This is a genomic window from Kitasatospora sp. NEAU-CNBT7 (assembly GCF_057220535.1).
This window is the reverse complement of record NZ_JBXQQB010000029.1, coordinates 38,721-61,594: the sequence shown is the minus strand read 5'-3', so window position 1 is coordinate 61,594 and position 22,874 is coordinate 38,721. Positions and strand designations below refer to the sequence as shown.

Below are 22,874 nucleotides of genomic sequence, written 5' to 3'. Positions count from 1 at the left end.
GCAGCCGCACCCCGTCCAGCTCATTTAGGCGAGGCTAACCTAACACCACCCGCGGTCGGGGAAGCGGCCGGGGAACGACCGGGGGCGCCCGGAAAGCCGGCCCGCAAGCCCGGCGGGATCAGCCCTGGACGTTCGCCGGGTCCATCCAGATGACCTCCCAGAGGTGGCCGTCCAGGTCCTGGAAGCTGCGGCTGTACATGAAGCCCTGGTCGCTGGGCTCGTTGGACGGCGCGCCGCCGGCCGCCAGCGCCGCGTCGGCCAGCTCGTCGACCCGCGCCCGGCTCTCCACGCCGAGTGCCAGGATGACCTCGGCGGAGGACGCCGTGTCCGCGACGGACTTCTTGGTGAAGGTGGCGAAGAACGGCTCGCTCAGCAGCATCACGAAGCTGTCCTCGCCGAGCACCAGGCAGCCGGCCCTGTCATCGGTGAACTGCGAGTTGAACGCGTAGCCGAGCGCGGTGAAGAAGGCCTTCGACTTCTCCAGGTCCTTGACCGGCAGGTTGACGAAGATCTTGGTGGACACGGGGGCACTCCCGGGCAGGCGAAGGGTGCGGGGCCGCGGTCTCGGGCGGCTCCTCTGACAGTCACTCAGCATCGCACCGGGGTACGACAGATCCCGGGCCCGACGCCGCCGCGCCGGACCCGGGACACCCGGCCGGCCCCGGGGGCCGGACCTCGGTCAGTCCGCGCGGTGCACCAGCCGTCCGCCGACCCAGGTCCGCAGGACGCGGGTGGCGGCGATCTCCTCGGCCGGGCCCGCGAACGGGTCCCGGTCCAGCAGCACCAGGTCGGCCAGCCGGCCGGCCTGCAGCGTGCCGGCCTCGTCCTGGCCGTTCACGTGCGCCGACCCGGCCGTGTACGCGGCCAGCGCGGTGGCCAGGTCGAGCCGCTGCTCGGGCAGGAAGACCCGGCTGTCGGTGGCGCCGGGCTCCGCCCGGTTCACCGCGACGTGGATGCCCGCGATCGGGTCGGGGCTGCTGACCGGCCAGTCGCTGCCGGCCGCCAGGGTGGCACCGGAGCGCAGCAGGTCGCCGAACGGGTACTGCCATCCCGCCCGCTCCGGCCCGAGGAACGGGATGGTCAGCTCGTCCATCTGCGGCTCGTGCGCGGCCCACAGCGGCTGGATGTTGGCGATCGCGCCGAGCGCCGCGAAGCGCGGTACGTCCTGCGGGTGGACCACCTGGAGGTGGGCCAGGTGGTGCCGGGTGGCGCGCCGCCCGTTGGCCTTGCGGGCGGCCTCGACGGCGTCCAGCGCCTCGCGCACCGCGCGGTCGCCGAGCGCGTGGAAGTGCACCTGGAAGTCGAGCGCGTCCAGCTCGGTGACGTACGAGCGCAGCGCCACCGGATCGACGAAGCTCAGGCCGGAGTTGGCGGTGGCGCAGCCGCAGCCGTCCAGGTAGGGGGCGGTCATCGCGGCGGTGAAGTTCTCCGCGATGCCGTCCTGCATGATCTTCACGGCCGGGGTGCTGAACCGGCCGAGGGTGTTCCCGGCCCGGCGGGCGACCAGCTCGGGGATCTGCTCGGCGCCGCGTTCGCGCTGCCACCACAGGGCGCCGGTGACCCTGGCCGTCAGGGTGCCGGCGCCGGCCGCGGCCAGGTAGGCGTCGGTGGGGTCGGGCTGGCCGTTGAAGACCCCGAGCAGCGCGTCCTGCCAGCCGGTGATGCCGAGCGAGTGGAGCAGTTCCTGGGCCCGCAGCAGCCCGGCCAGCCGGTCGGCCGCGGTGGTCGGCGGCACCAGGCGGGCGACCAGGCCGGTGGCGCCCTCCTGGAGCATCCCGGACGGGGTGCCGTCGGCCTCCCGTTCGATCCGGCCGTCGGCCGGGTCGGGGGTGTCCCGGGTGAGGCCGGCCAGTTCCAGGGCGCGGCTGTTGGCCCAGGCACCGTGGTGGTCGCGGTTGAGCAGGTAGACCGGGCGGTCGGGGACCACCGAGTCGAGCAGCTGCCGGGTGGGGGTGCCGCCGGCGAAGCTCTCCATCGACCAGCCGCTGCCGGTGATCCAGGGGCGCTCCGGGTGGGCCTCGGCGAACGCCCGGATCCGCCGCAGGTACTCCTCGGTGCCGACGGTGCCGGACAGGTCGCACTCGCCGAGCTCGGTGCCGCCGTAGACGGCGTGCAGGTGGGCGTCCTGGAAGCCGGGCACCACCATCCGGCCTTCCAGGTCGACCACTTCGGTGCGCGGGCCGATCAGCTCGCGCACCTCGTCGTGGCCGACGGCGGTGATCCGCTCGCCGGTGACGGCGAGGGCGGTGGCCCTGGTGCGGGCGGCGTCGGCGGTGAAGACCGGGCCGCCGGTCAGGACCAGGTCGGCTTGGGGGGTCATGGGGGCTCCAGCGGGTCGGAGGACAGGTCGGCGGGTGGCCGGGCAGGTGGTCGGGCGGGTGGGCAGGTGGGCGGGTACTACTGCATGGTGCCGGGCGCGTCGCCGTCGGTCCCGGCGCCGGACCGGAAAAACTCCGAACGGCGGCCCCAGCGGGCCCAGGCGGCGACCGGCAGACCGCTGACGATCATCAGTACCGGCACCAGCAGCTGGAACCAGCCGTTGTCGGCGCTGAGTTCGAAGTGGTCGGCGGAGTCGTAGAAGCTCCAGGCCAGGTAGCCGCCGACGGCGAGCAGGACGGCGGCGCCGAGCAGCGGGCCGACCACCGCCCGCAGCGCCACCCAGGGGTTGCCGCGCAGCAGGTGGCGGAAGCGCACGGCGGCGGCGACGGCGGTGAGCGCGTAGTAGAGGGCGACGACGATGCCGATGGCGTTGACGGCGGCGTCGATCAGATCGGTGACGGTCGGGATGACCAGTGAGACCAGGGCGACGGCGGAGGCGATGGCGGTGATCAGCACGGTGCCGGTGACCGGGGTGGCGTAGCGGGGGTGGATCCTGGTCCAGACGGCGCCGAGGGTGCCGTCGCGGCCCATCGCGTAGGTGCCGCGGGCGGTCGGGATGACGTTGGCCTGCAGGGAGGCGACCGCGGAGAAGGTCAGCGCGATCAACGGCAGTGCGGCCAGCGGCTGGTGGGCGAGCTTGTTGCCGAAGTAGGTCAGGCCCTGGGCGCCGTTGTCGGCCAACTCGTCGAGCGGCAGCACGCGTTGGAAGGCGGTACCGGCCAGCAGGAACAGCGCCAGCATGGTGACCAGGGCGATCATGCCGCCCCGGGAGGCGTCCTTCGGCTCGCGGACCTCCTCGCCGACGCTGAACACCGCCTCGAAGCCCCAGTAGCAGAACACCGCCAGCACCATGCCCTGGGCCAGCGCCCCCATCGAGGGGATGGCGAACGGGTTGTACCAGTCGAGCGAGAACGGCTGCGACCCGGCGAACAGGCCGTAGCCGCAGAAGCCGAGCAGCACCAGGTACTCGAAGACCAGCAGGTACTTCTGCAGCCGGGCGGCCAACTGCAGCCCGCGCACCGCGACCACGGTCGCGGCCACCAGCACCACCAGGCCGATCACGGTGGTCTGCCGGGTGGAGTCCGGGTCCAGGTCCAGCCCGAACAGCCGGTGCAGGCCCGCCTCGCCGGCCAGCTGGATCAGCGCCGAGCCGGTGACCGCCGTGGTGTAGGCCATGAACACGATGGTGCCCACGGTGTTCACCCAGCCGGTCAGGAAGCCCAGCCAGGGGTTGAGCGTGCGGCCCACCCAGGTGTACGAGTTGCCCGCGTTGGGCTCGACCAGGTTGAGCCGGCCGTACGCGCCGGCGATGCCCAGCACCGGCAGGAAGGCCAGCAGCATGATGGCCGGCAGGTGCAGTCCGACCACCGACGCCGTCAGTCCCAGACCGATGCCGATGCTCGAGGTGGCGGCGGTACTGGAGGCCGCGATGGCCACGCCGTCCACCACGCCGATCGTCCTGCGCATCGTGGTGTGCGGCGCCGTGCCGCCGCTCCCCGCGCCGGGCCCGCCCGCCCCGTCGCCGTTGCCCCGGGCTCTCGCCTCGTCCTTCGCCATTGCTGCCAACGGACCACCGCCTCGACCGTGGGGGCCGCGTCGGGCCCCGGTGGCTGGTCATGAAACTCCCGGGGGCCTTTTCAGGTCAATGGCGTTGTCATAAGGTGCCGCCAGCGGGCCGGGCCCTCCGCCCGGCCGACGACCGCAGGAGCACAGCCGGATGAACGAGCGCGTGGTCCCCGAACCCGAGCGCCGCCGACGGCGGCCGACCAAGCAGGGCACCGTCCTGTCGGCGGAAGTGATCATCTCGACCGCGCTGCGGCTGCTCGCCCAGCACGGCGCCGAGGCGCTCACCGTCCGCCGGCTCGGCGCCGCGCTCGGCGCCGACCCCAGCGCGATCTACCGGTACTTCCACAACACCGACGACCTGCTGCTCGCCATCGCGGACGAGCTGATCGCCCGCGCCCAGCACGACTGGCGCTCGACCGGCGACTGGGTCGACGACCTGCGCACCATCGGCCTGCGGATCCACGCGGCGTACCAGGCGCATCCGCAGGCCGCCCTGCTGGCCGCGTACCGGACCACCGGGCGGCAGAACGAGGCCCGCGCGGTGGAGACCATCCTCGGGGTGCTGCGCGGCGCCGGGTTCCCGGACCCGGAGGCGGTCGCGATCTACCACGCCTTCGTCGACCAGGGCCTGGCGTTCGCCGCCCTGGACGCGGCCGCCGACGCGCTGCCCGCCCCCGCCCGCGCGGCCGACCTGGCGGTCTGGCAGCGGCACTACGCCAGACTGCCCGCCGAGACCCACCCCAACATCGCGGCCACCGCCCGGCTGCTGGTCACCGACATGCGGCGCAGCGGGTACCCGCTGGCGCTGGAGCTGCTGCTCTCGGCGGCGGCCGCCCGCCTGGCGGCGCTGCAGGCCCCGCCCGCCCCGGCCTGAGCCCCGCCCCCGGCCACTGACCGCTCCCACCCCAACTCCCGCCCCCTGCCCTGGCGGCACGCCCGCGACCGACTCGCACCGCCCCCCAGGTCATCGTTCCCGCCCCAAACCCGCTCCCCCGACCCCGCCCACCAGGCACACCCGTGACCCGACCCGCGCCGCACCCCGCAAGTGATCGTTCCCGGTCGGGAAGTGTCAGTGCCGGTCGAGATGATGTTCGACATGAAGCACGCAGCCGTTCCGGCCTCCCCCACCGCCTACGCCGATGCCGTCGCCACCGCCGTCCGGGCGGCCGCGGCCTACTACGCCGACGGCTCCACATCGCTGGGCGACGACGAGTACGACGCGCTGCTGCGCTCGATCACCGCGTACGAGCTGGCCCACCCCGACCAGGTGCTGCCGGACTCCCCGACCGGCAAGGTGGCCGGCGGCGCGGCCGGCGGCGACGTCCCGCACAGCGTGCCCATGCTGAGCCTGGACAACGTCTTCTCGGCCGAGGAGCTCGATCTGTGGGCCGCCGGGCTGGAGCGCCGGCTCGGCCGGCCGGTCGCGGGCTGGTGCGTGGAGCCCAAGCTGGACGGCCTGGCGGTGGCGGCCCGCTACCGGGCGGGCCGGCTGGTCCGGTTGGTCACCCGTGGCGACGGCCTGGCCGGCGAGGACATCTCGCACGCCACCGGCGCGGTGCTCGGGCTGCCGGCCGAGCTCGGCGAGCCGGTCGACGTCGAGCTGCGCGGCGAGGTGCTGCTGACGCAGAGCCAGTTCGAGCAGGCCAACGCGGTCCGGCTGGCGCACGGCGCCACCCCGTTCGCCAACCCGCGCAACGGCGCGGCCGGCACCCTGCGGGCCAAGGACCGCGCCTACCGGGTCGAGCTCACCTTCTTCGCCTACGACGCCCTCGGTCTGCCCGAACTCGCCCACAGCGAGCTGCTGGAGCGGATCGCCGCGCTCGGCGCCAACACCGCCGCGGCCACCGCGGCGGGCCCGCGCCACTGCACCGACGTGGCGCAGGTCCAGCAGCGGATCGCCGAGATCGGCGCGCTGCGGGCGGCGCTCCCGTTCGGGATCGACGGGATCGTGATCAAGGCGGACGCGGCCGCGGACCAGGAGCAGGCCGGCTCCGGCTCGCGGGCGCCGCGCTGGGCGGTCGCCTACAAACTGCCCGCCGTGCACAAGGTGACCCGGCTGCTGGAGGTGGAGTGGAACGTCGGCCGGACCGGCGTGATCGCCCCCCGGGCCGTCCTGGAGCCGGTCGAGGTGGACGGCGTCACGATCACCTACGCCACCTTGCACAACCCCGCCGACATCACCCGCCGCGGCCTGCTGATCGGCGATCAGGTCTTCGTGCACCGCGCGGGCGACGTCATCCCGCGGGTCGAGGCGCCGCTGACCGAGCAGCGCACCGGCGCGGAGCGCGAGATCGTCTTCCCGACGGCCTGCCCGCGCTGCGGAGACGCGATCGACACCTCCCAGCAGCGCTGGCGCTGCGTACGCGGGCGCGGCTGCCAGGCCGTCGCCTCGATCCGCTACGCGGCCGGGCGCGACCAGCTCGACATCGAGGGCCTCGGCGGCACCCGGGCCGTTCAGCTGGTCGACGCGGGCCTGGTCACCGACCTCGCCGACCTGTTCACGCTGACCAGGGAGCAGTTGCTGACCCTGGAGCGGATGGGCGACACCAGCGCCGACAACCTGATCGCCGCCCTCGCCGCAGCCAAGGAGCAGCCGCTGCACCGGGTGTTCTGCGCGCTCGGGGTCCGCGGCACCGGCCGGTCGATGTCCCGCCGGATCGCCGCGCACTTCGGCAGCATGGCCGCGATCCGGGCCGCCGACGCCGAGGCACTCGCCGGGGTGGACGGCATCGGCCCGGAGAAGGCCGCCGTGGTGGTGGCCGAACTCGCCGAACTGGCCGGTGTCCTGGACCGGCTGGCGGCGCTCGGCGTGGGCACCGCCGTCACCGCTCCGACCGCGCCCACGGCGGTCCCCGGGGCGTCCGCGGCCTCCGGGTCCGGTGCCGAGGACGTGCCGCCGGGCCCGCTCGCCGGGCAGGCCGTGGTGGTCACCGGCACCATGACCGGGCCGCTCGCCGCCCTGTCGCGCACCGAGACCAACGAGCTGATCGAGCGGGCCGGCGGCAAGGCGTCCTCCAGCGTCTCCAAGCGCACCACCCTGCTGGTCGCCGGGGACAAGGCCGGCTCGAAGCGGGCCAAGGCCGAGGAGCTCGGGGTGCGGGTGGTGACGCCGGAGGAGTTCGCGGAGCTGGTGGGCGAGCTGCTGGCCTGACCGGGCCGCCGGCCGGCCCGGCGGGCCCCGGCGGCGGGGCTGGCCGGGCGCGGGCGGCGGGGCCGGACGGGTCAGGCGCCGACGGTCCCGTCGATGCCCTCCCGCAGCAGGTCGGCGTGGCCGTTGTGGCGTGCGTACTCGTGGATCAGATGCAGCATCACCAGCCGCAGCGACACGTCCTCGCCCCACCTGGCGTTGTGGCCGGTGACGTCCAGCGACTCGGCCTCCCGCTCGATCCGGCGGGAGTGCGCCACCTCCGCCTCCCAGGCCGCGAACGCCTCCGAACGGGTGGCACCGCTCGCGTCGTACGCCACCTGGTAGTCGTCCTGGTCGGAGTACACCAGCGGGACGGACTCGCCGGCCACCACCCGGCGGAACCAGGTCCGTTCCACCTCGGCCAGGTGCCGCACCAGGCCGAGCAGGGAGAGCGTGGAGGGCGGCATCGACTGCCGGCGCAGCTCCTCGTCCGACAGGCCGTCACACTTCATCGCGAGGGTGGCGCGGTGGTAGTCGAGGAACGCGCGCAGCATCTCGCGTTCACCCCCGACCAGGGGCGGCCCGATCCGTTCGGTGGTCCCCCCGGTCCCCGTGCTCCCCGTGCTCCCCGTGCTCCCCGTGCTCCCCGTGCTCCCCGCAGTATCCGTGGTCACTGTCGCTGCTCCCCCTTCGGCCGTGACGGCCGGGCCGGCCGCCGGTGGACCCCGTGTCCCGACGGTCCCGAGTTCTACCAGAGGGCCCCGGCGGGTATGCGGACGACCCCGGGTGTGCGGACGGCCCCGGGGTCGCGGCCGCGCGGTACGCGGTCGCGGCCCCGGGGCCGGACGGGGGCCGGGTCAGACGTTGACGCCGTAGTCGAGGGCGATGCCGCGCAGGCCGGAGGCGTAACCCTGGCCGATGGCGCGGAACTTCCACTCGTTGCCGTAGCGGTAGAGCTCACCGAAGACCATGGCGGTCTCGGTGGAGGCGTCCTCGGTCAGGTCGTAGCGGGCGACCTCGCTGCCGTCCGCCTGGTTGACCACCCGGATGAAGGCGTTGCGCACCTGGCCGAAGCTCTGCCGCCGGGCCTCGGCGTCGTAGATGGAGACCGGAAAGACGACCTTGACGACCTGGGCGGGCACCGCCGACAGGTCGACCTTGATCTGCTCGTCGTCGCCGTCGCCGCCACCGGTGAGGTTGTCGCCGCTGTGCTCGACCGAACCGTCGGGGCTGCGCAGGTTGTTGTAGAAGACGAAGTGCTGGTCGCCGAGCACCCGGCCGCTCTCGTTGCACAGCAGCGCGCTGGCGTCGAGGTCGAAGTCGGCGCCGGTGGTGCCCCGCACGTCCCAGCCCAGTCCGACGATGACCGCGGTGAGCCCGGGGGCCTCCTTGGTCAGCGAGACGTTTCCGCCCTTGGCGAGCGTGACTCCCATGGTGTCCTCCTGCTTCCCCGCGCCGGTCCGCGCGTGCCCGGCTCCCTGCATCTCGCGCTGCTCCGAATCTACAGCACTGTAGATCGCGCGTGAATCGGCCCGGCCGACCCGTCCCCTGGTCCGCCGTCAGCGGTCCGTACACCCCGGGGCATCAGCCGTACGACAGGTCGGTGCAGGGGTCGTCGGCGGCGGACCGGCCGCCCGCGGTCAGCGAGGCCGGCAGCCGCCCGGCCGCCCCTACGCCGGGCGACGCACCGCTCGGGCCCGCCGTCGCGGTCCCCGACTCGCGTCCCAGCAGAAGCACCACGCCCGGCTCCGCGGACGGCTCCAGCCCCGCGCCGGGGAACAGTCCGGCCACCTCCCGGGCCGCCGACTCCTGCCCCGGCCCGTACCGGACCGCGGTGGTCCGGCGGGCCGGCGTGGCGACGGCGGCCCGGGCGGCGAGCGTGAAGCCGTTCAGCGTCAGCTGCTCGGTGGCGCGGGCGGCCAGGCCCGCGGTGCCGCTGCCGTCGCGGACCTCGACCTCGATGCCGCGCTGTGCCGCGGCGCCCGGCGAGGCCGAGGCGTCGGCGTCGGAGCCGTCCAGCGGCCGTTCGGCCCGCAGCGCCGCCCACAGCTGGGTGGCGTCCGGCTGGACCAGCGCCACCCGGGACCCCTGGTAGCGCCAGGGCACGGTGAGGAAGCGGGCGTCGGCGAGTTCGATGTCCCGCAGCGAGAGCGCGAAATCCAGCAGCTTGACCGCCGAACCGAGTCCGGGGTCGACCACCAGCGAGCCGGTGGCGGCGTCCGCGAGCGGCAGCAGGGTGGCCGGGTTCATCCCGACCCCCTTGATCTGCCGCAGCAGCGACCCGAGGAAGGCCTGCTGCCGCTTGGTGCGGCCGATGTCGGACCCGTCGCCGATACCGTGCCGCAGCCGTACGTAGTCCAGCGCCGCCTGGCCCTGGACCCGCTGCTTGCCCTGCGGGAACAGCAGCCGGCCGGGCCGGCCGAGGTTCGGGTTGAGGTCGCCCTCGTAGACCGGCTTCGGCACGCAGACCTCCACGCCGCCGACCGCGCTGGTCATCGAGGCGAACCCGGAGAAGTTGACCACGATGGTGTGGTCGACCCGCAGGCCGGTCAGCTTCTCCACGGTGTTCTGCGAGCACGCCGGGTTGCCGTCCGCGCCGCCGCCGACCTCGAACGCGCTGTTGAAGGTCGCGCCGGTCTGCTGCCGGGTCCACTTGCCGTCCGGCAGCATGCACGGCGGGATGTCCACCAGCGAGTCGCGCGGGATCGACACCCCGACGGCGTGCCGGTGGTCGGCGTACACGTGCAGCAGGATGGTGGTGTCCGAGCGGGCGCCGCTCTCCACCCCGCCGCCGAGGTCGCGGTTGGCGCCGTCGCGGGAGTCGGAGCCGATCAGCAGCACGTTGACCGGGGTGCGCCCCTGCGCGTCCGGGCCGGCGGCGGCCGGGCGGTCGCGGCTCAGCGCGTCCCCGTCGAAGATCCGCAGATTGCCGTTGAGCCGGTGGTACACCACCACCCCGGCCAGCAGGACCAGCGAGAGCAGGCCCGCCATGCCCCAGAGCACCGGCTTCCGGCGGCTGCGCCGCTCGACCACCCGTGTACCCCCTTCACCACGCCGGACAGCTCCGGCGGCCACCCGGCGGACGGACCGTCAGCCGCCGTGGGGGCCCGGGCCGCCGACGGCGACCGCGGACCGGGCGGCGACCCGTCGAGCATAGCGCCCAAACCGGACAATTCACCGACCTTCCGTCAGTTCGCGCGCCCATCCCCGCCCCACCGCCGCACCGCCGGAACCACCCCGGGAACCCCGCGTCCCCCGGGAACCCGGCCCACCCCTGCCCCCGGCCGTGCCGGCCCGGTACGACGGCTCAGTAGGATGACGACGAAGCGCCCCGGCAGTCCGGAGCCACCGAACCGGAGGGAGCCGCCGACGTGCGCGACACCACGACGGACCACCAGGCGGCCACCGCGAGCACCGCGGCGGCCGCCTTCCCCCGGGTGCGCCGACGCGCCCAGGGCGAGCTGGAGGCCCAGGTGCTCGCGGTCCTGCGGACCGCCACCGGGCCGGTCACCGCGGGCTGGGTCCAGCAGCGGCTGGACGGCGACCTCGCCTACACCACGGTGATGACCATCCTGTCCCGCCTGCACGGCAAGAACGCCGTGTCGCGCAGCCGCACCGGCCGCTCGTACCACTGGCTGGCGGCCTCCGACGCGGCCGGCCTCGCCGCGCTGCGGATGCGCCGGATGCTCGACACCCACGCCGACCGGGACGCCGTGCTCGCCAGCTTCGTCAGCGCACTGCTCCCGCAGGACGAGGAACTGCTGCGGGCCCTGCTCGACAGCGCGGCGGACGGATCCGAGGCCTGAGCCGTGGGCGTGTTCGTCTTCCTCCCGCTCGTGCTGCCGCTCACCGCCCTGCCCGTCGCCCGGCTGGCCGAGCAGCACCTGCACCCGCGCACGGCGGCCCGGCTGCTCACGGTGATCGCCGTGGTGATGGCGGCCAGCTGCGCGATCAGCCTGTGCCTGCTCTTCGTGGTCGGCACCGCCCACCTCACCGGCAACCCGCTGCCGGACAGCTGGTCCGACCCGGAGGTGCGCAACGCCGTCCCGTTCCACCGGACCATCGGCAGCTCGGCGATCGTCGCGCTGCTGGTGGTGCTCGCCGCCTGCGCCCGCACCCTGCGCCGGCACCGGCGGGTCCGGGCCCGCAGCCGGCAGGCGCTCGGGGTGGCGGGCGTCACCGGGCCCGAGGTAGCCGTCCTGCCGGACGAGCGCCCGTACGCGTACGCGCTGCCCGGCACACCCGGCCGGATCGCGGTGTCGACCGGCATGCTGGCCGGTCTCGCCCCGGACGAGCAGACCGTCCTGCTGGCGCACGAACGGGCCCACCTGACCCACCATCACCACCGCTACCTGCTGGCCACCCAGCTCGCGGCCTGCGTCAACCCGTGTCTGCGGCCGCTGCGGCAGGCCGTCGCCTACAGCACCGAGCGGTGGGCCGACGAGGAGGCCGCGCACTCCGTCGGCGACCGGCGGCTGACCGCCCGGGCCGTCGCCCGCGCGGCGCTCATCTCCGTCCCGCCGCCGGTTCCCGGCACGGTCGCGGGCGGCCTGGCCGCGTTCGCCGCGCCCGGCCCGGTGCCCCGCCGGGTGGCCGCCCTGCTCGCGCCGGGCCCGTACAGCAGCGGCTGGCCCCCGGCCCACAGCCGGGCCGGCCTCGCCACCATGGTCGCCGCCGCCGGCACCGCCGCCTCCGCCGCGTCCTCGCTCAACGCGGCCATCGCCCTGCTCCTCCTGCTCAAGGCCGCCACCCCGCTCTGACCACGGGCCGCCGTCCCCGCGCGAAGCCACCCCGTGCCCACCCCGCACGGCCCGGCCGGGCACGCAGACCGCTCAGGTACGCGGCCGGTTCAGGTACGCGGCCCGACCCCGGCGCGGGCCGTACCGGCCGCCGCCGACTGCCGTCCGGCCGGGCCCGCCGGGCCGGCCAGGCCGCGCTGCCGCCGGGAGAGTCCCGTGTACAGCAGCGCCGCCACCGCACCGGAGAGCAGGAAGCTGACGTCGATCCCGCCGGTCAGCGGGAGCAGGAAGCCGTGGTAGACGGGCGTGTCGACGCCGCACAGGCCGACCGCGCTGCCGGCCGCCCAGGCCACCGTGGCCGGGACGTTCCAGCCCGCGCGGTACCAGTAGATGCCGCCGCGGGTGCCCCGGTTGTAGACCTGCAGCGACTGCCGGTCGTAGTCGCCGCGGCAGCGCACGTGGCCGATCAGGGTGATCACCGCCCAGGGTGCGCCGATCGCCGTCAGCACCAGCACGAACGAGGTGACGGCGGACTGCGCGTTCCACACGAAGTGCCCGAGGAAGACCAGGACCGTCCCGAGCCCGGCCACCACGTAGGTGGCCTGCAGGCGGGTGGCGCGCGGCAGGATGGCGTCCAGGTCCAGCCCCATGCTGTACAGCATCAGGCCGGTGTTCCCGGCGCTGCCGAGCAGGCCGTTGAGCAGCAGCGGCACCAGGAACCAGAGCGGCGCACCGGCGATCAGCCCGCCCACGTAGTCCTGGCCGCCGCCGGTGGCGATGGCCGTGAAGGTGCCGAACAGCTGCGGGATCAGCAGTCCCGCGAACAGGCCGAGCACGGTGGAGCGCAGCACCTTGCGGCCGCTGTGCCGGGCGGGCGAGACGTACCGGGTGTAGTCGCCGAGCAGCGTGATGAACGCGATCGGGCCGCTCAGCCCCGCCGCCACCACCGACAGCAGCCAGGTCGGCCAGAAGCCGCCGAGCAGGTACGAGCCGTGCGCCGAGGCGTCGAACTGCGGCGCGAACGCGAGCAGCCCGGCCAGCAGCAGCGCGCCCATCGCCCACATCAGCACCTTCTCCAGCCACAGCAGCAGCCGGTAGCCGAAGACCGCGGCGGTCGCGCTGAGGGCGGCCAGCACGGTGTAGGTCGCGACGTACGCGGGGCCGTGGGCGGGCAGGCCGAGCAGCCGGTTGAGCGCGCCGACCACCACGTCGCCGCCGACCCACAGCGACAGTGCGGTGTACCCGAGCGACAGCAGCAGGCCGACGACCGAGCCGATCAGCCGCCCGCGGACGCCGAAGTGCGCCCCGGAGCTGGTGGAGAGGTTGGTCGCGGTGCGCAGCGAGACCAGGGCCAGGGGCGCGGTCAGGGCGATGCCGAGCACGGTGCCGACCACCACCGAGCTGGTGGCGGCCCAGAAGGAGAGGCCGAAGGAGACCGGTAGCCAGCCGAAGACGACGACGCCGAAGGCGAGGTTGGAGCCGATCAGGATGGTGAGCACGTCGCGCGGGGTGCTGGTGCGCTCCGCCTCCGGGATGGTGTCGACGCCGTGCTGCTCGATCAGGGCGTGGCCGGTGGCGGCGGACGGGTCGTGGGGCTGCGGCATCGTCTTCCAGGTGTTCCGTGCGGCGGAACGGGGAGAGCCGCCGGCTGGTTCCGGGGCGGACCGGGCCGCACCGTCCGTTCATGCTCGGTTTCCGGAGCAGTCGGACACAACGGGCGATCCTCCACACCGGCGGACGGATTCCCCACGAACGACTGTGCGGTCGCACCAGCTGCGGCGGTGGATGCCAGGCCCCGCGGCGGGGGCGGCTCAGTGGTGGCGGCCGCCGAGGGCGAAGAGCAGGATCACGAAACCGGCGAACAGGTGGGTGCCCGCGATGTAGATCGAGGCCCGGATCATCATGGCCCGGCGCCGGGTCTTCTCGTCGTGGACGGCGTCGGACATGGGGACGGGGACTCCTGGTCTGGCCGGACGGGCCGGACGGCCCGGACGGGGCCGCCGGCCGGCGGTCCGCGGCCTCCACCCTACGGTCCGGCCGCCCGCGCGGACCGGCCCGGCGGGCACCGTGGCGGAGATCACGCTCCGCACCGGCCCACCTACGGTGGCGTAAGTCACTTCACAAGGTGAACTATCTTCGTCATGGCCGATCACCAGGAGACCCCTGACCTTCACTCGTACGTCGCCCTCGGCGACTCCTTCACCGAAGGCCTCAACGACCCCGGCGCGGACGGCCGGTTCGCCGGCTGGGCCGACCGCCTGGCCGGGATGCTCGCCGACCGCGACCCCGTCGGCGGCTTCCGCTACGCCAACCTGGCCGTCCGCGGGCGCCTGCTCGACCAGATCAGCGCCGAGCAGGTGCCGCAGGTCCACCGGATCCAGCCCGACCTGGTGACCTTCTGCGCCGGCGGCAACGACATCCTGCGTCCGGGCAGCGACCCGGACGAGGTCGCCGAACGCTTCGAGCGGGCGGTGGTGGAGCTGCGGCGCAGCGCGGGCACCGTGCTGGTGTGCACCGGTTTCGACACCCGCGACGTGCCGGTGCTGCGCCACCTGCGCGGCAAGATCGCCACGTACAACGTGCACCTGCGGGCCATCGCCGACCGCAACGACTGCGTGGTGGCGGATCTGTGGTCGCTGCGTTCGGTCCACGACCGGCGGGCCTGGCACGACGACCGGCTGCACCTGTCCCCGGAGGGCCACCAGCGGGTCGCGCTGCTCGCGGCCCGTTCGCTGGGGCTGCCGGTCGCCGACGACCCGGAGGCGCCGTGGCCGGCGGTGCCGGCGCCGACCCCGGCGGAGCAGCGCCGGGAGAACCTGCAGTGGGCCCGGACCTACCTGATCCCGTGGGTCGGCCGGCGGCTGCGCGGCGAGTCCTCCGGTGACCACGTCGAGGCGAAGCGCCCGGAGCTGCTCCCGCTCTGACCCCGTCGCCCGCGCGGCGACGCCCGGAGCCGCGCGAGGCAGTGCGATGCAGCGCGCGCAGCGCCCGAGGGCCCGTACCACCGAGTGGTGGTACGGGCCCTCGGGCGTTTCCGCGTCGCCTGCGGCCGGGCTTCCCCGCCGGACCTACTCGACGACGAGCTCCACCGGGATGTTGCCGCGGGTGGCCTTGGAGTACGGGCAGACCTCGTGGGCCTGCTTGACCAGCAGCTCACCGGTCTCGCCGGCGAGGGCGTCCGGCAGCTCGACGCGCAGCGTCACGGCCAGGCCGAAGCCGGTGTCGTCCTTGCCGATCGAGACCTCGGCGGTCACCGAGATCTCCCCGGTGTCGACCCGGGCCTGCCGGCCGACCAGGCCGAGCGCGCTGGCGAAACAGGCGGCGTAGCCGGCCGCGAACAGCTGCTCGGGGTTGGTGCCCTCGCCGTTGCCGCCGAGCGCCGGCGGCATCGCCAGGGCGAGGTCGAGCCGGCCGTCGGAGCTGACCGTGCGGCCCTCGCGGCCGTTGGCGGTGGCGGCAGCCGTGTACAGCGCGTCCATCAGGGGTTCCCTTCGTCGCCTTCGACGGCCCGCCGGAGTCTTCGGGCCGCCCTCACGACGACAAGTAGAGCACACAACTGAATTGCGCACAACTAAATCGTCGGCGACAGCCTCCCGGTACCCTGGGAGCCATGACCACGCTCTCCGAACTGCCGGACGCGGAGCTGCTCAGCCTCGACCGGCAGATCTGCTTCTCCCTGCACGCCGCCGCGCGCGCCTTCGGCGGCGTCTACCGGGTCGCCCTGAAGGACCTCGGCCTGACCTACCCGCAGTACCTGGCGATGCTGGTGCTCTGGGAGCACGGCGAGCTGCCGGTCAAGCAGATCGGCGAGCGGCTGCGACTCGACTCCGGCACCCTCTCCCCCCTCCTCAAGCGGCTGGAGGCAGCCGGCCTGGTCCGCCGCGAGCGCAGCGCCGAGGACGAGCGCTCGGTCACCGTCAGCCTCACCGACACGGGCGCCGCCCTGCGCGAGCAGGCGCTCCAAGTGCCCCGCCGGATCAGCCGCGCGACCGGCCTGGCGCTCACCGACCTGACCGAGCTGCGCACCATGCTCGACCGCGTCACCGCCGCGCTCGACTCGGCGGTCCTGGACACCGCGGCCCTCGAGGAGTCCTGAGCCTCAGGACTCGTACTGCTCGACCTCTTCGACGCTGCGCACGCTGGCCAGGTTCGGGTCCTCACCGGCCTCCTTGCGCGCCCGCCGCTGGCGGAGCAGGTCCCAGCTCTGGTCGAGCTGCTGCTCGATGTCGCGCAGCCGCTGCCGCTCGGTGTCGGCGTCGATCCGGCCGTCGGCGAGGAGCGCGCGCAGGTCACGCTCGGCGGCGACCATGTCGCTGATCCGTTCCAGGATCCGCCGGTCCGCCTCCGCCCCCAGGTCCGGTTGCTGTGTCATGCGACGCCTCCTCGGGCCGGCCCTCCTCGGTGTGGCTCCAGCCTAGGAACGGCCGCAGCAGCACGCGACCGCAGCCGGTGCACGGCCGCCCCACCCGTCCGGCCGAAGCCCGGGCGCCCAGCGGCCCCCCATGCCACACGGCCGCCGACCCGGATGGCGCAACAGGGATTTGACAGTGCGTCAGCGAAACATCAGGATCCCCAACTGGAAATGACTTTCACTTCTAAGAAGGAGCTGGTCCGATGTCCCTCGACGTCTCCCCCACCCTGCTGGCCCAGGCCGAGCGCGAGGAGGTCGACGAGCGCGCGTTCGTCGACACCGTCCGCACCTCACTCCCCTACGCCTACCGGCTGATCTCCCGGCTGACCGGCGAACTGCGCGGCGGCGCAGCCGAGTTCGCCGACAACACCGCCGCCCCGACCGAGGCGGAACGCGCCCAGCTGCTGCGGGCCCTGGCCAGCGACGCGATCCGGGGCAGCCTGGAGCGGCACTTCAACGTCCGTCTCGCCTTCCAGAACTGCCACCGCGTGGCGGTCTTCCATCCGGGCGCCGAACAGGGCGAGACCTACCGGCGCTTCACCTCGGTCCGCGCCCAGCTGCTCAACCAGTCACCGGAGTTCCGGGACTGCTGACCCCGGCGCCGGGCACGGCCGGTACCCGCCGGCCTCCGCACGGCAACCGCCGTGCCCGCGGCGCCGTGCCCGGGGCGCGCCGTGCGCGGGGCCCGGTTCGCCGTACGTCAGCCGGGCGGCGACCAGCCCGGATCCCGGCCCGCCAGCCCCAGCAGCCGGGTCTGCGGGTCGGCGTCCGGGCCGGTCGGCACGGCGGCGGCGAACATGCCGGTGGAGGACAGATCGCCGTAGGCCACCACCTCGGCCAGGACGAACTCGGCGGCGGCCGGCGTCATCCGGCCCGCGCCGCCGAGCGCCCTGGCCAGGTCCCAGCCGTGCACCACCGCGTCCACCGCCATCTCCCGGCAGTAGCCGAGCGCGTCCCGGTCCGCGTACGACAGGTGCACGGTGCGGTCGAGCGCCCCCGGCGCGGTGAAGGCGGCCGTGGCTTCACGCACCGCCGAATCCCAGGCCTCGGCCGGGTCGTCCCCCAGGACGTCCCCCTGGAACCTGGGCCCGACCTGCGACACCGTGAGCCCGGCGAGCATCTCGGGCACCCACAGCTGCTCCGCCGTCAGGTGGTTGACCAGCTCCCGGACGGTCCACTCGGTGCACGGCGTCGGCAGCCCCCACTGGCGCGCCAGCACCATGCCGACCAGCCGGCCGAACTCCTCCACCGCCTCCGTGTAGCGCTCCAGCACCTCCCGGTGCGCGCCGTTCGCGTGATGACATGCCATGAACCCACACTCCTCCCCCTGCCCGGCCCCGGCATCCCGGGCCGCGTCCCGGGCCTCTCCGACGCGTTCCGGCCGCGTCCCGGCCCGTGTTCCGGCCGCGTCCCGGCGCCCGTCGCGGCCGTCTTCCGGTCCGCGCGACCGGGCTCGGCCCGTCCGGCCGGCCGTCCCGGCACCGCGCTGGGTCGGCCGTCCGGGCCACGGTGGATGATGGGCGCGCCGGCCCGCCGGACCCGCCGCCCGGCGGTCCCCGGCCCGGGCCCGCCGTGACCGGAGGAGCCGCCATGTCCCGCCGCCAGATCACCGTGCTCGGCGAGTGCGTCGCCGACGCCTTCACCGACGGCCGCCGCGGCACCCACGGCGAACTCGCCCTGCGGGTCCACCCCGGCGGCGGGCCGGCCAACACGGCGGTCGCGCTGGCCCGGCTCGGTACCCCCACCCGGTTCCTGGGACGGCTGTCCGGCGACGTCTTCGGCCGGCTGTTCCGGGCCCACCTGGCGGACTCGGGGGTGGACCTGGAGGGCTGCGTGGCCGCCCCCGAGCCCAGCACGCTGGCCGTCGCGGACCTCGACGGCGAGGGCCGCGCGAGCTACTCCTTCCACGCCGAGGGCGCGGCCGACTGGCAGTGGACCGCGGCCGAGCTCGACGCCGAACCGGCCGGAGACCCCGCGTGCGTGCACAGCGGTTCGCTCGCCCTGGTCCGCGCGCCCGGCGGGCCGGTGGTCGAGGAGTTCCTGTCCCGTGCGTCGGCCCGCGCCACCGTCTCGGTCGACCCCAACGTCCGGCCGCTGCTGGTGCCCGCGGCCGCCTACCGGGAGCGGCTGGCCCGCTGGTGCGAGCTGGCCGACCTGCTGCGGCTCAGCGACGACGACCTGGCCCAGCTGCTCCCCGGGGTCCCCGCCGAGCAGGCCTGCGACCGCTGGCACGCCGCGGGCGTACGCCTGGTGGTGGTCACCCTGGGCGCGGCCGGGGCCCTGCTCTCACTGGACGGCGAGCGGGTACGGCTGCCCGCGGAGCCGGTCACCGTGGTGGACACCGTCGGCGCGGGCGACGCCTTCACCGCGGGGCTGCTCCACCACCTCGGCGGCCAGGGACTGCTCGGCGGCCGCCTGGACCGGCTCGACCTCGACCGGGCCACCGAGGCCTGCCGCTTCGCCGCCAGGGTGGCGGCCCTCACCTGCGCGGTACCCGGCGCCAACCCGCCACGGGCCGCCCTGCTCGCACCCTGAGCACCCTGAGCACCTTGAGCACCCCGACCGCCCCGACCGCCCCGGGCACCTTGCACGCCCGAACGCGGCCGGCTCCGGTGCCGGACCGCAGGCCCGGCACCGCACCCGCACGGACGGCCGCCCCGCCACCGGAGGCGCGGCGGCCGTCCGCGGCTCACTCGACCGGCGCCTTCTCCCGCAGCACCTCGACGAACGCCTTCATCCAGCCCGGGTGGTCCGGCCAGGCCCGGCCGGAGACCAGCACGCCGTCCACCACGGCCTCGCCGTCCACGAAACCGGCGCCGCCCGCCACCACGTCCGGCTCCAGCGCCGGGTACGCGGCCGTGCGGCGGCCCGCCAGCACACCGCCGACCAGCGGGATCAGCGGCCCGTGGCAGAGCTGGGCGACCGGCTTGTCGAGTTCGAAGAAGTGCCGGACGATCCGCTGCACCTCGGGGTCGTTGCGCAGGTACTCCGGGGCGCGCCCGCCGGGCAGCACCAGCGCCACGTAGTCGGCCGGGTCGACCTCGGCGACGGCGAGGTCGGCCTGCCAGGTGTAGCCGGGCTTCTCCGTGTAGGTGTCGAAGCCCTCCACGAAGTCGTGCACCACGAACTGCAGCCGCTTGCGGCTCGGCGCCGCGATGTGGACCTCGTACCCCTCCTCGCGCAGCCGCTGGTACGGGTAGAAGACCTCCAGCGACTCCGCCGCGTCACCGGTCACAATGAGGATCTTGGCTGCCATACCCGGGATTCCGCCCTTCGTCCGCCGGAACAGGTCGACCGTGCAGGTCGATCGCACAGGTCGATCGCACAGGTCGATCGCACAGGTCGATCGCACAGGTCGGCCAGGCAGGGCGACCCGCGCAGGAGCCGGCCCGTTGCGGGGGCCGATCGCGACACACACTGCCCGTCGGCGGCCCGTCCGGCAACGAGGCGCACGGCGCAGAGCACCGGCGCACCCGACCCGCCCCGCGCGCCCCCACCCCCGGGCCGCCCGGGGGCCGCCGCCGCGTCAGCCGGGTCGGGCCGTCCGCCCGGCCGTCCAGTCGAGCAGCCGCTCCACCGGCCAGGTGGTGATGATCCGCCCCGCCTCGAGGCCGGCGGCGGCCGCCCGGGCGCAGCCGTACGCCTGCCAGTCCAGCTGGCCCGGCGCGTGGGCGTCGGTGTCGATCGAGAACAGGCAGCCCGCGGCCGCGGCCACCGCGATCAGCCGGGCGGGCGGATCGCGGCGCTCGGGGCGGCAGTTGATCTCCACGGCGGTACCGGCCGCGGCGCAGGCGGCGAAGACGGCCTCGGCGTCGAAGACGGACTCCGGGCGGGTCTTCCCCGCGATCAGGCGGCCGGTGCAGTGGCCGAGGATGTCGACCCGCGGGTTGCCGACCGCGGCCAGCAGCCGCCGGGTCATCGCGCCGGCGTCCATCCGGAGCTTGGAGTGGACGGAGGCGACCACCACGTCCAGCTCGGCGAGCAGGTCCTCCTCCTGGTCCAGCGAACCGTCGTCGAGGATGTCGCACTCGATGCCGCTGAGCAGCCGGAACGGCGCGAGTTCGGCGTTGACCGCGGCCACCACCTCCAGCTGCTGGCGCAGCCGGTCGGGGCTGAGGCCGCGGGCCACCTTGAGGCGGGGCGAGTGGTCGGTCAGCACCGCCCATGCGTGGCCGAGGTCGCGGGCGGTGCGGGCCATCAGCTCGATCGGGCTGCCGCCGTCCGACCAGTCGGAGTGCAGGTGGCAGTCGCCGCGCTGGGCCGCCAGCAGGTCCTCGCCGCCCTCGGCGAGCGGACCGGCCCGCTGCTCGAGCTCCGCCAGGTAGTCGGGAACCCGGCCGGCCGCCGCCTCCGCGATCACCTGCGCGGTCACCGGCCCGATGCCGGGCACCTGGGCGGCGCGGGTGGCGTCCAGCGGTCCCGGCGGCAGGGCGACGGCGGCCTCGGCCGCGGTGCGGAAGGCCTTCACCCGGTATGGGGAGGCCAGCTCCCGTTCGAGCAGGAAGGCGATCCGTTCGAGTGCGGTGACCGGGTCCATACCGCCAAGTCTGGCCCGGCGTCACCGGCCGCCGCTCGGCGAGGGATTCGCCACCGAACCCTTGTTGACACCGTGTATAACTGCTTGACTCCTCCCGGGGCCGTACGCGGGACCGTCGGCCCCGACCCTGCCACCCCGCCCCTCACGGGAGCCCCCATGCGCGAAGCCACCACCGCCGCCCGGCCGCAGGACCGCGAGCAGAACGCCGAACGGCTGCTGCGCGCCTCCGCCAAGCACTCCTACGACCCGCTCACCGAGATCGACTGGGACGCCCCCCTCGACCCGGCGCACTTCGCCGTCCCCCCGCACCGGGTCTCGCTGTACGGCACCCCGCTGTGGCACTCGCTCGACCCGCAGCAGCAGGCCCGGCTCAGCGTCGACCAGTTCGCCAGCACGACGGCGGCCGGGATCTGGTTCGAACTGGTCCTGATGGAGGGACTGGTCCGGCACGTCTACGAGAGCGACCTGACCACCCGGCACGCCCAGTACGCGCTCACCGAGGTCGCCGACGAGTGCCGGCACTCCACCATGTTCGCCCGGTACATCAGCGCCACCGGCTACCCCTCCGCCCGGCCCAGCCGCCGGGCGCAGCGGCTCGGGCAGCTGCACTTCCTGGCCAACGACACCGCGATGACCTTCGCCGGGGCGATATTCGTCGAGGAGTTCACCGACGCGATGCAGCGGGAGATGATCCGGGACGAGTCCCTGCAGCCGCTGGCCCGCTCGGTGGCCCGGATCCACGTGATCGAGGAGGCCCGGCACATCGGCTACGCCAAGCCGGAGCTGGAACGCCGCTGGGCCCGGATGAGCACGGCGCGCCGGGCGGTGTTCCGGCGGGCGCTGGCGGTCCTGGCCAACCAGGCGGTGGAGGAGATCATCCACCCGCGGGTGTACGCCCGGGCGGGCCTGGACCCGGTGGCCGCACAGCGGGCCGCCCACCTCAACCCGTACTGGCGGGACACCCGGGTGGAGTGGGCGCGCAAGGCGGTCGGCTTCTTCACCGAGCTGGGGATCATCGACCGCGGCGTCGAACCGATGTGGCGCCGCGCCGCGCTGCTGGCCCCGCGGCGCTGAGCCGGACGCCCGGCACCGGGCGGCGGGCGGCGGGGACCTGCCCGAAGCGGCCTACAGCACGGCCGAGCCCGCCAGCCGGCCGATCCCGAAGGTGACGGCCGAGGCGACGGCGACGATCAGCAGCTGGCGCAGCGCCGTCCGGAGCACCCGCCGCCCGGCGGCGGTCCCCGGGCCCGACCCGCGGCCCAGCACGCCGCCGACCGCCAGCGAGGCCGCCGCCGTCAGCACGACGGAGGCGGTCACCGCCGGGCCGCCCTCGGTGAGGAACCACGGCAGCAGCGGCACCAGCGCACCGAAGGCGAACAGCAGCAGCGAGCTGACCGCCGCCACCACCGGCGTCCCCGCGTCCTGCGCGCTCACCCCGTACAGGATGCGCAGGCTGGTCGCCCGGGCACCGCGGCCGGCCGACACCACACCGCGGCTGGCCCGGACCGCCGTCTCCGGGTCCAGGCCGCGGGCGCGCATGGTGCGGGTCAGATGGGCCAGGACCACCGGCGGCGAGTGCTGCCAGGCCCGGTGCAGCGAGTCCTCCATCCCCCGGGCCACCTCGACCTGGCTGCGGACCGACACCCACTCGCCGGCCGCCATCGACAGCGCGCCCGCCACCAGGCTGGCCAGGCCGGACAGCCGCACCGTCCCGGCGTCCACCGAGGCGCCCGCCACCCCGAGGATCATGCACAGGTTGGTGACCAGCCCGTCGTTGACCCCGAGCACCGCGGCCCGGATGCCTCCGCCGGCCACCCGGCCCGCCGTACGGCCGAGGACCGCCAGCTCCTCCTCGGCCGCCCGGTCCGCCTCGGGGCTGCGCCCGGCCGGGTCCCAGTGCGGCGCCAGCACCGCCCAGTCGGGGCCGGCCGTGGGTGACGTCATCCCGGTACCTCCTCGCCTCCCGGCCGCACCGGCCGCCCGCCGCCCGTGTTGCCGACCGCTCGGTGCCGGCGTGGTCAGGCTAGGGCCTGTCCGGCGGATCACCGCGCTGCGGCGGGGCGCGCCCGCCGGACGGCCCGGGGAGGCGGACCCGGGATCGCCGCGGATTCCACC

23 protein-coding genes are annotated in these 22,874 nt (G+C 74.9%); 9 read left to right on the top strand and 14 right to left on the bottom strand.

Annotation, left to right across the window (positions count from 1 at the left end):
• Nucleotides 1-118 precede the first annotated feature (118 nt).
• From AC2TEW_RS29680 to AC2TEW_RS29670, 3 genes are all read right to left on the bottom strand, one after another.
• Nucleotides 119-523 carry a VOC family protein gene (locus AC2TEW_RS29680; protein ID WP_484626428.1) on the bottom strand — a complete coding sequence of 135 codons (405 nt, stop codon included), beginning with the start codon at nt 521-523 and terminating at the stop codon, nt 119-121.
• Between the two features lie 156 nt (nt 524-679).
• Nucleotides 680-2,320 (bottom strand): amidohydrolase, encoded by a 1,641-nt coding sequence (locus AC2TEW_RS29675; RefSeq protein ID WP_484626427.1) that lies wholly within the window; start codon nt 2,318-2,320, stop codon nt 680-682.
• A 77-nt stretch (nt 2,321-2,397) separates the two neighbouring features.
• Entirely contained in the window at nt 2,398-3,846 is a 1,449-nt protein-coding gene (locus AC2TEW_RS29670) for an APC family permease (RefSeq protein ID WP_484626477.1), read from the bottom strand.
• A gap of 250 nt (nt 3,847-4,096) precedes the next feature.
• Between AC2TEW_RS29670 and AC2TEW_RS29665 the strand changes: the two genes are divergently transcribed.
• Nucleotides 4,097-4,819, top strand: a complete 723-nt coding sequence (locus tag AC2TEW_RS29665; protein ID WP_484626426.1) for a TetR/AcrR family transcriptional regulator — start codon at nt 4,097-4,099, stop codon at nt 4,817-4,819.
• 213 nt (nt 4,820-5,032) lie between these two features.
• Nucleotides 5,033-7,096: an NAD-dependent DNA ligase LigA gene (ligA, locus tag AC2TEW_RS29660; RefSeq protein WP_484626476.1), complete on the top strand. Its 2,064-nt coding sequence runs from the start codon at nt 5,033-5,035 to the stop codon at nt 7,094-7,096.
• A 71-nt stretch (nt 7,097-7,167) separates the two neighbouring features.
• On the opposite strand, the gene AC2TEW_RS29655 is transcribed toward ligA, so the two are convergent.
• The 3 genes from AC2TEW_RS29655 to AC2TEW_RS29645 all read right to left on the bottom strand — a co-directional run bounded on the left by AC2TEW_RS29655 (nt 7,168) and on the right by AC2TEW_RS29645 (nt 10,105).
• Nucleotides 7,168-7,626: a DinB family protein gene (locus AC2TEW_RS29655; RefSeq protein WP_484626425.1), complete on the bottom strand. Its 459-nt coding sequence runs from the start codon at nt 7,624-7,626 to the stop codon at nt 7,168-7,170.
• 303 nt (nt 7,627-7,929) lie between these two features.
• Nucleotides 7,930-8,505: a TerD family protein gene (locus AC2TEW_RS29650; protein WP_033822131.1), complete on the bottom strand. Its 576-nt coding sequence runs from the start codon at nt 8,503-8,505 to the stop codon at nt 7,930-7,932.
• Nucleotides 8,506-8,656: 151 nt separating this feature from the next.
• Nucleotides 8,657-10,105 carry an LCP family protein gene (locus AC2TEW_RS29645; RefSeq protein ID WP_484626424.1) on the bottom strand — a complete coding sequence of 483 codons (1,449 nt, stop codon included), beginning with the start codon at nt 10,103-10,105 and terminating at the stop codon, nt 8,657-8,659.
• A 404-nt stretch (nt 10,106-10,509) separates the two neighbouring features.
• On the opposite strand from AC2TEW_RS29645, the gene AC2TEW_RS29640 reads away from it, so the two are divergent.
• Together AC2TEW_RS29640 and AC2TEW_RS29635 are read left to right on the top strand one after the other, a co-directional pair.
• On the top strand, nt 10,510-10,878 hold the full coding sequence (locus AC2TEW_RS29640) for a BlaI/MecI/CopY family transcriptional regulator (protein WP_484626475.1): 369 nt from the start codon (nt 10,510-10,512) through the stop codon (nt 10,876-10,878).
• Between the two features lie 3 nt (nt 10,879-10,881).
• A complete protein-coding gene (locus AC2TEW_RS29635) occupies nt 10,882-11,832 on the top strand; it encodes a M56 family metallopeptidase (protein ID WP_484626423.1) in 951 nt (316 codons plus the stop codon).
• A gap of 89 nt (nt 11,833-11,921) precedes the next feature.
• Here the strand turns inward: AC2TEW_RS29635 and AC2TEW_RS29630 are convergent, their stop codons facing one another.
• Nucleotides 11,922-13,415, bottom strand: a complete 1,494-nt coding sequence (locus AC2TEW_RS29630; RefSeq protein ID WP_484626422.1) for a cytosine permease — start codon at nt 13,413-13,415, stop codon at nt 11,922-11,924.
• A gap of 207 nt (nt 13,416-13,622) precedes the next feature.
• On the bottom strand, nt 13,623-13,757 hold the full coding sequence (locus tag AC2TEW_RS29625) for a DUF6126 family protein (RefSeq protein WP_233288981.1): 135 nt from the start codon (nt 13,755-13,757) through the stop codon (nt 13,623-13,625).
• Between the two features lie 195 nt (nt 13,758-13,952).
• Here AC2TEW_RS29625 and AC2TEW_RS29620 point away from each other — a divergent pair, with 195 nt between their 5' ends.
• Entirely contained in the window at nt 13,953-14,735 is a 783-nt protein-coding gene (locus AC2TEW_RS29620) for an SGNH/GDSL hydrolase family protein (protein WP_484626421.1), read from the top strand.
• Between the two features lie 144 nt (nt 14,736-14,879).
• Here the strand turns inward: AC2TEW_RS29620 and AC2TEW_RS29615 are convergent, their stop codons facing one another.
• The gene (locus tag AC2TEW_RS29615) at nt 14,880-15,290 is read right to left on the bottom strand and encodes an organic hydroperoxide resistance protein (protein WP_033819675.1); all 411 of its coding nucleotides are present in this window, start codon (nt 15,288-15,290) and stop codon (nt 14,880-14,882) included.
• 131 nt (nt 15,291-15,421) lie between these two features.
• Between AC2TEW_RS29615 and AC2TEW_RS29610 the strand changes: the two genes are divergently transcribed.
• Nucleotides 15,422-15,907: a MarR family winged helix-turn-helix transcriptional regulator gene (locus tag AC2TEW_RS29610; RefSeq protein WP_484626420.1), complete on the top strand. Its 486-nt coding sequence runs from the start codon at nt 15,422-15,424 to the stop codon at nt 15,905-15,907.
• 3 nt (nt 15,908-15,910) lie between these two features.
• Here the strand turns inward: AC2TEW_RS29610 and AC2TEW_RS29605 are convergent, their stop codons facing one another.
• On the bottom strand, nt 15,911-16,183 hold the full coding sequence (locus tag AC2TEW_RS29605) for a DUF2630 family protein (RefSeq protein ID WP_033819674.1): 273 nt from the start codon (nt 16,181-16,183) through the stop codon (nt 15,911-15,913).
• A 242-nt stretch (nt 16,184-16,425) separates the two neighbouring features.
• On the opposite strand from AC2TEW_RS29605, the gene AC2TEW_RS29600 reads away from it, so the two are divergent.
• Nucleotides 16,426-16,815, top strand: coding sequence for an SCO5389 family protein (locus AC2TEW_RS29600; RefSeq protein WP_484626419.1), 390 nt, complete (start codon nt 16,426-16,428; stop codon nt 16,813-16,815).
• A gap of 107 nt (nt 16,816-16,922) precedes the next feature.
• Here the strand turns inward: AC2TEW_RS29600 and AC2TEW_RS29595 are convergent, their stop codons facing one another.
• The gene (locus AC2TEW_RS29595; RefSeq protein WP_484626418.1) at nt 16,923-17,531 is read right to left on the bottom strand and encodes a TIGR03086 family metal-binding protein; all 609 of its coding nucleotides are present in this window, start codon (nt 17,529-17,531) and stop codon (nt 16,923-16,925) included.
• A gap of 281 nt (nt 17,532-17,812) precedes the next feature.
• Here AC2TEW_RS29595 and AC2TEW_RS29590 point away from each other — a divergent pair, with 281 nt between their 5' ends.
• Nucleotides 17,813-18,757: a carbohydrate kinase family protein gene (locus AC2TEW_RS29590; RefSeq protein WP_484626417.1), complete on the top strand. Its 945-nt coding sequence runs from the start codon at nt 17,813-17,815 to the stop codon at nt 18,755-18,757.
• Between the two features lie 154 nt (nt 18,758-18,911).
• Here the strand turns inward: AC2TEW_RS29590 and AC2TEW_RS29585 are convergent, their stop codons facing one another.
• Together AC2TEW_RS29585 and AC2TEW_RS29580 are read right to left on the bottom strand one after the other, a co-directional pair.
• Nucleotides 18,912-19,478 (bottom strand): DJ-1/PfpI family protein, encoded by a 567-nt coding sequence (locus tag AC2TEW_RS29585; protein WP_033821374.1) that lies wholly within the window; start codon nt 19,476-19,478, stop codon nt 18,912-18,914.
• A gap of 270 nt (nt 19,479-19,748) precedes the next feature.
• Entirely contained in the window at nt 19,749-20,759 is a 1,011-nt protein-coding gene (locus AC2TEW_RS29580) for a PHP domain-containing protein (protein ID WP_484626416.1), read from the bottom strand.
• A 156-nt stretch (nt 20,760-20,915) separates the two neighbouring features.
• Here AC2TEW_RS29580 and AC2TEW_RS29575 point away from each other — a divergent pair, with 156 nt between their 5' ends.
• Nucleotides 20,916-21,833: an AurF N-oxygenase family protein gene (locus AC2TEW_RS29575; RefSeq protein WP_484626415.1), complete on the top strand. Its 918-nt coding sequence runs from the start codon at nt 20,916-20,918 to the stop codon at nt 21,831-21,833.
• Between the two features lie 51 nt (nt 21,834-21,884).
• Here the strand turns inward: AC2TEW_RS29575 and AC2TEW_RS29570 are convergent, their stop codons facing one another.
• Nucleotides 21,885-22,703 (bottom strand): VIT1/CCC1 transporter family protein, encoded by an 819-nt coding sequence (locus AC2TEW_RS29570; protein WP_484626414.1) that lies wholly within the window; start codon nt 22,701-22,703, stop codon nt 21,885-21,887.
• Nucleotides 22,704-22,874 lie beyond the last annotated feature (171 nt).

What these genes read in the sequence shown, in the direction of transcription:
- AC2TEW_RS29575 (WP_484626415.1), top strand. Translation starts at nt 20,916, where the DNA reads ATGCGCGAAGCCACCACCGCCGCCCGGCCGCAGGACCGCGAGCAGAAC.
- AC2TEW_RS29570 (WP_484626414.1), bottom strand. Translation starts at nt 22,703, where the DNA reads ATGACGTCACCCACGGCCGGCCCCGACTGGGCGGTGCTGGCGCCGCAC.
- AC2TEW_RS29600 (WP_484626419.1), top strand. Translation starts at nt 16,426, where the DNA reads ATGTCCCTCGACGTCTCCCCCACCCTGCTGGCCCAGGCCGAGCGCGAG.
- AC2TEW_RS29615 (WP_033819675.1), bottom strand. Translation starts at nt 15,290, where the DNA reads ATGGACGCGCTGTACACGGCTGCCGCCACCGCCAACGGCCGCGAGGGC.
- AC2TEW_RS29665 (WP_484626426.1), top strand. Translation starts at nt 4,097, where the DNA reads ATGAACGAGCGCGTGGTCCCCGAACCCGAGCGCCGCCGACGGCGGCCG.
- AC2TEW_RS29650 (WP_033822131.1), bottom strand. Translation starts at nt 8,505, where the DNA reads ATGGGAGTCACGCTCGCCAAGGGCGGAAACGTCTCGCTGACCAAGGAG.
- AC2TEW_RS29620 (WP_484626421.1), top strand. Translation starts at nt 13,953, where the DNA reads ATGGCCGATCACCAGGAGACCCCTGACCTTCACTCGTACGTCGCCCTC.
- AC2TEW_RS29585 (WP_033821374.1), bottom strand. Translation starts at nt 19,478, where the DNA reads ATGGCAGCCAAGATCCTCATTGTGACCGGTGACGCGGCGGAGTCGCTG.
- AC2TEW_RS29595 (WP_484626418.1), bottom strand. Translation starts at nt 17,531, where the DNA reads ATGGCATGTCATCACGCGAACGGCGCGCACCGGGAGGTGCTGGAGCGC.
- AC2TEW_RS29675 (WP_484626427.1), bottom strand. Translation starts at nt 2,320, where the DNA reads ATGACCCCCCAAGCCGACCTGGTCCTGACCGGCGGCCCGGTCTTCACC.
- AC2TEW_RS29670 (WP_484626477.1), bottom strand. Translation starts at nt 3,846, where the DNA reads ATGCGCAGGACGATCGGCGTGGTGGACGGCGTGGCCATCGCGGCCTCC.
- AC2TEW_RS29630 (WP_484626422.1), bottom strand. Translation starts at nt 13,415, where the DNA reads ATGCCGCAGCCCCACGACCCGTCCGCCGCCACCGGCCACGCCCTGATC.
- AC2TEW_RS29590 (WP_484626417.1), top strand. Translation starts at nt 17,813, where the DNA reads ATGTCCCGCCGCCAGATCACCGTGCTCGGCGAGTGCGTCGCCGACGCC.
- AC2TEW_RS29605 (WP_033819674.1), bottom strand. Translation starts at nt 16,183, where the DNA reads ATGACACAGCAACCGGACCTGGGGGCGGAGGCGGACCGGCGGATCCTG.
- AC2TEW_RS29655 (WP_484626425.1), bottom strand. Translation starts at nt 7,626, where the DNA reads ATGCTGCGCGCGTTCCTCGACTACCACCGCGCCACCCTCGCGATGAAG.
- AC2TEW_RS29580 (WP_484626416.1), bottom strand. Translation starts at nt 20,759, where the DNA reads ATGGACCCGGTCACCGCACTCGAACGGATCGCCTTCCTGCTCGAACGG.
- ligA (WP_484626476.1), top strand. Translation starts at nt 5,033, where the DNA reads ATGTTCGACATGAAGCACGCAGCCGTTCCGGCCTCCCCCACCGCCTAC.
- AC2TEW_RS29610 (WP_484626420.1), top strand. Translation starts at nt 15,422, where the DNA reads ATGACCACGCTCTCCGAACTGCCGGACGCGGAGCTGCTCAGCCTCGAC.
- AC2TEW_RS29625 (WP_233288981.1), bottom strand. Translation starts at nt 13,757, where the DNA reads ATGTCCGACGCCGTCCACGACGAGAAGACCCGGCGCCGGGCCATGATG.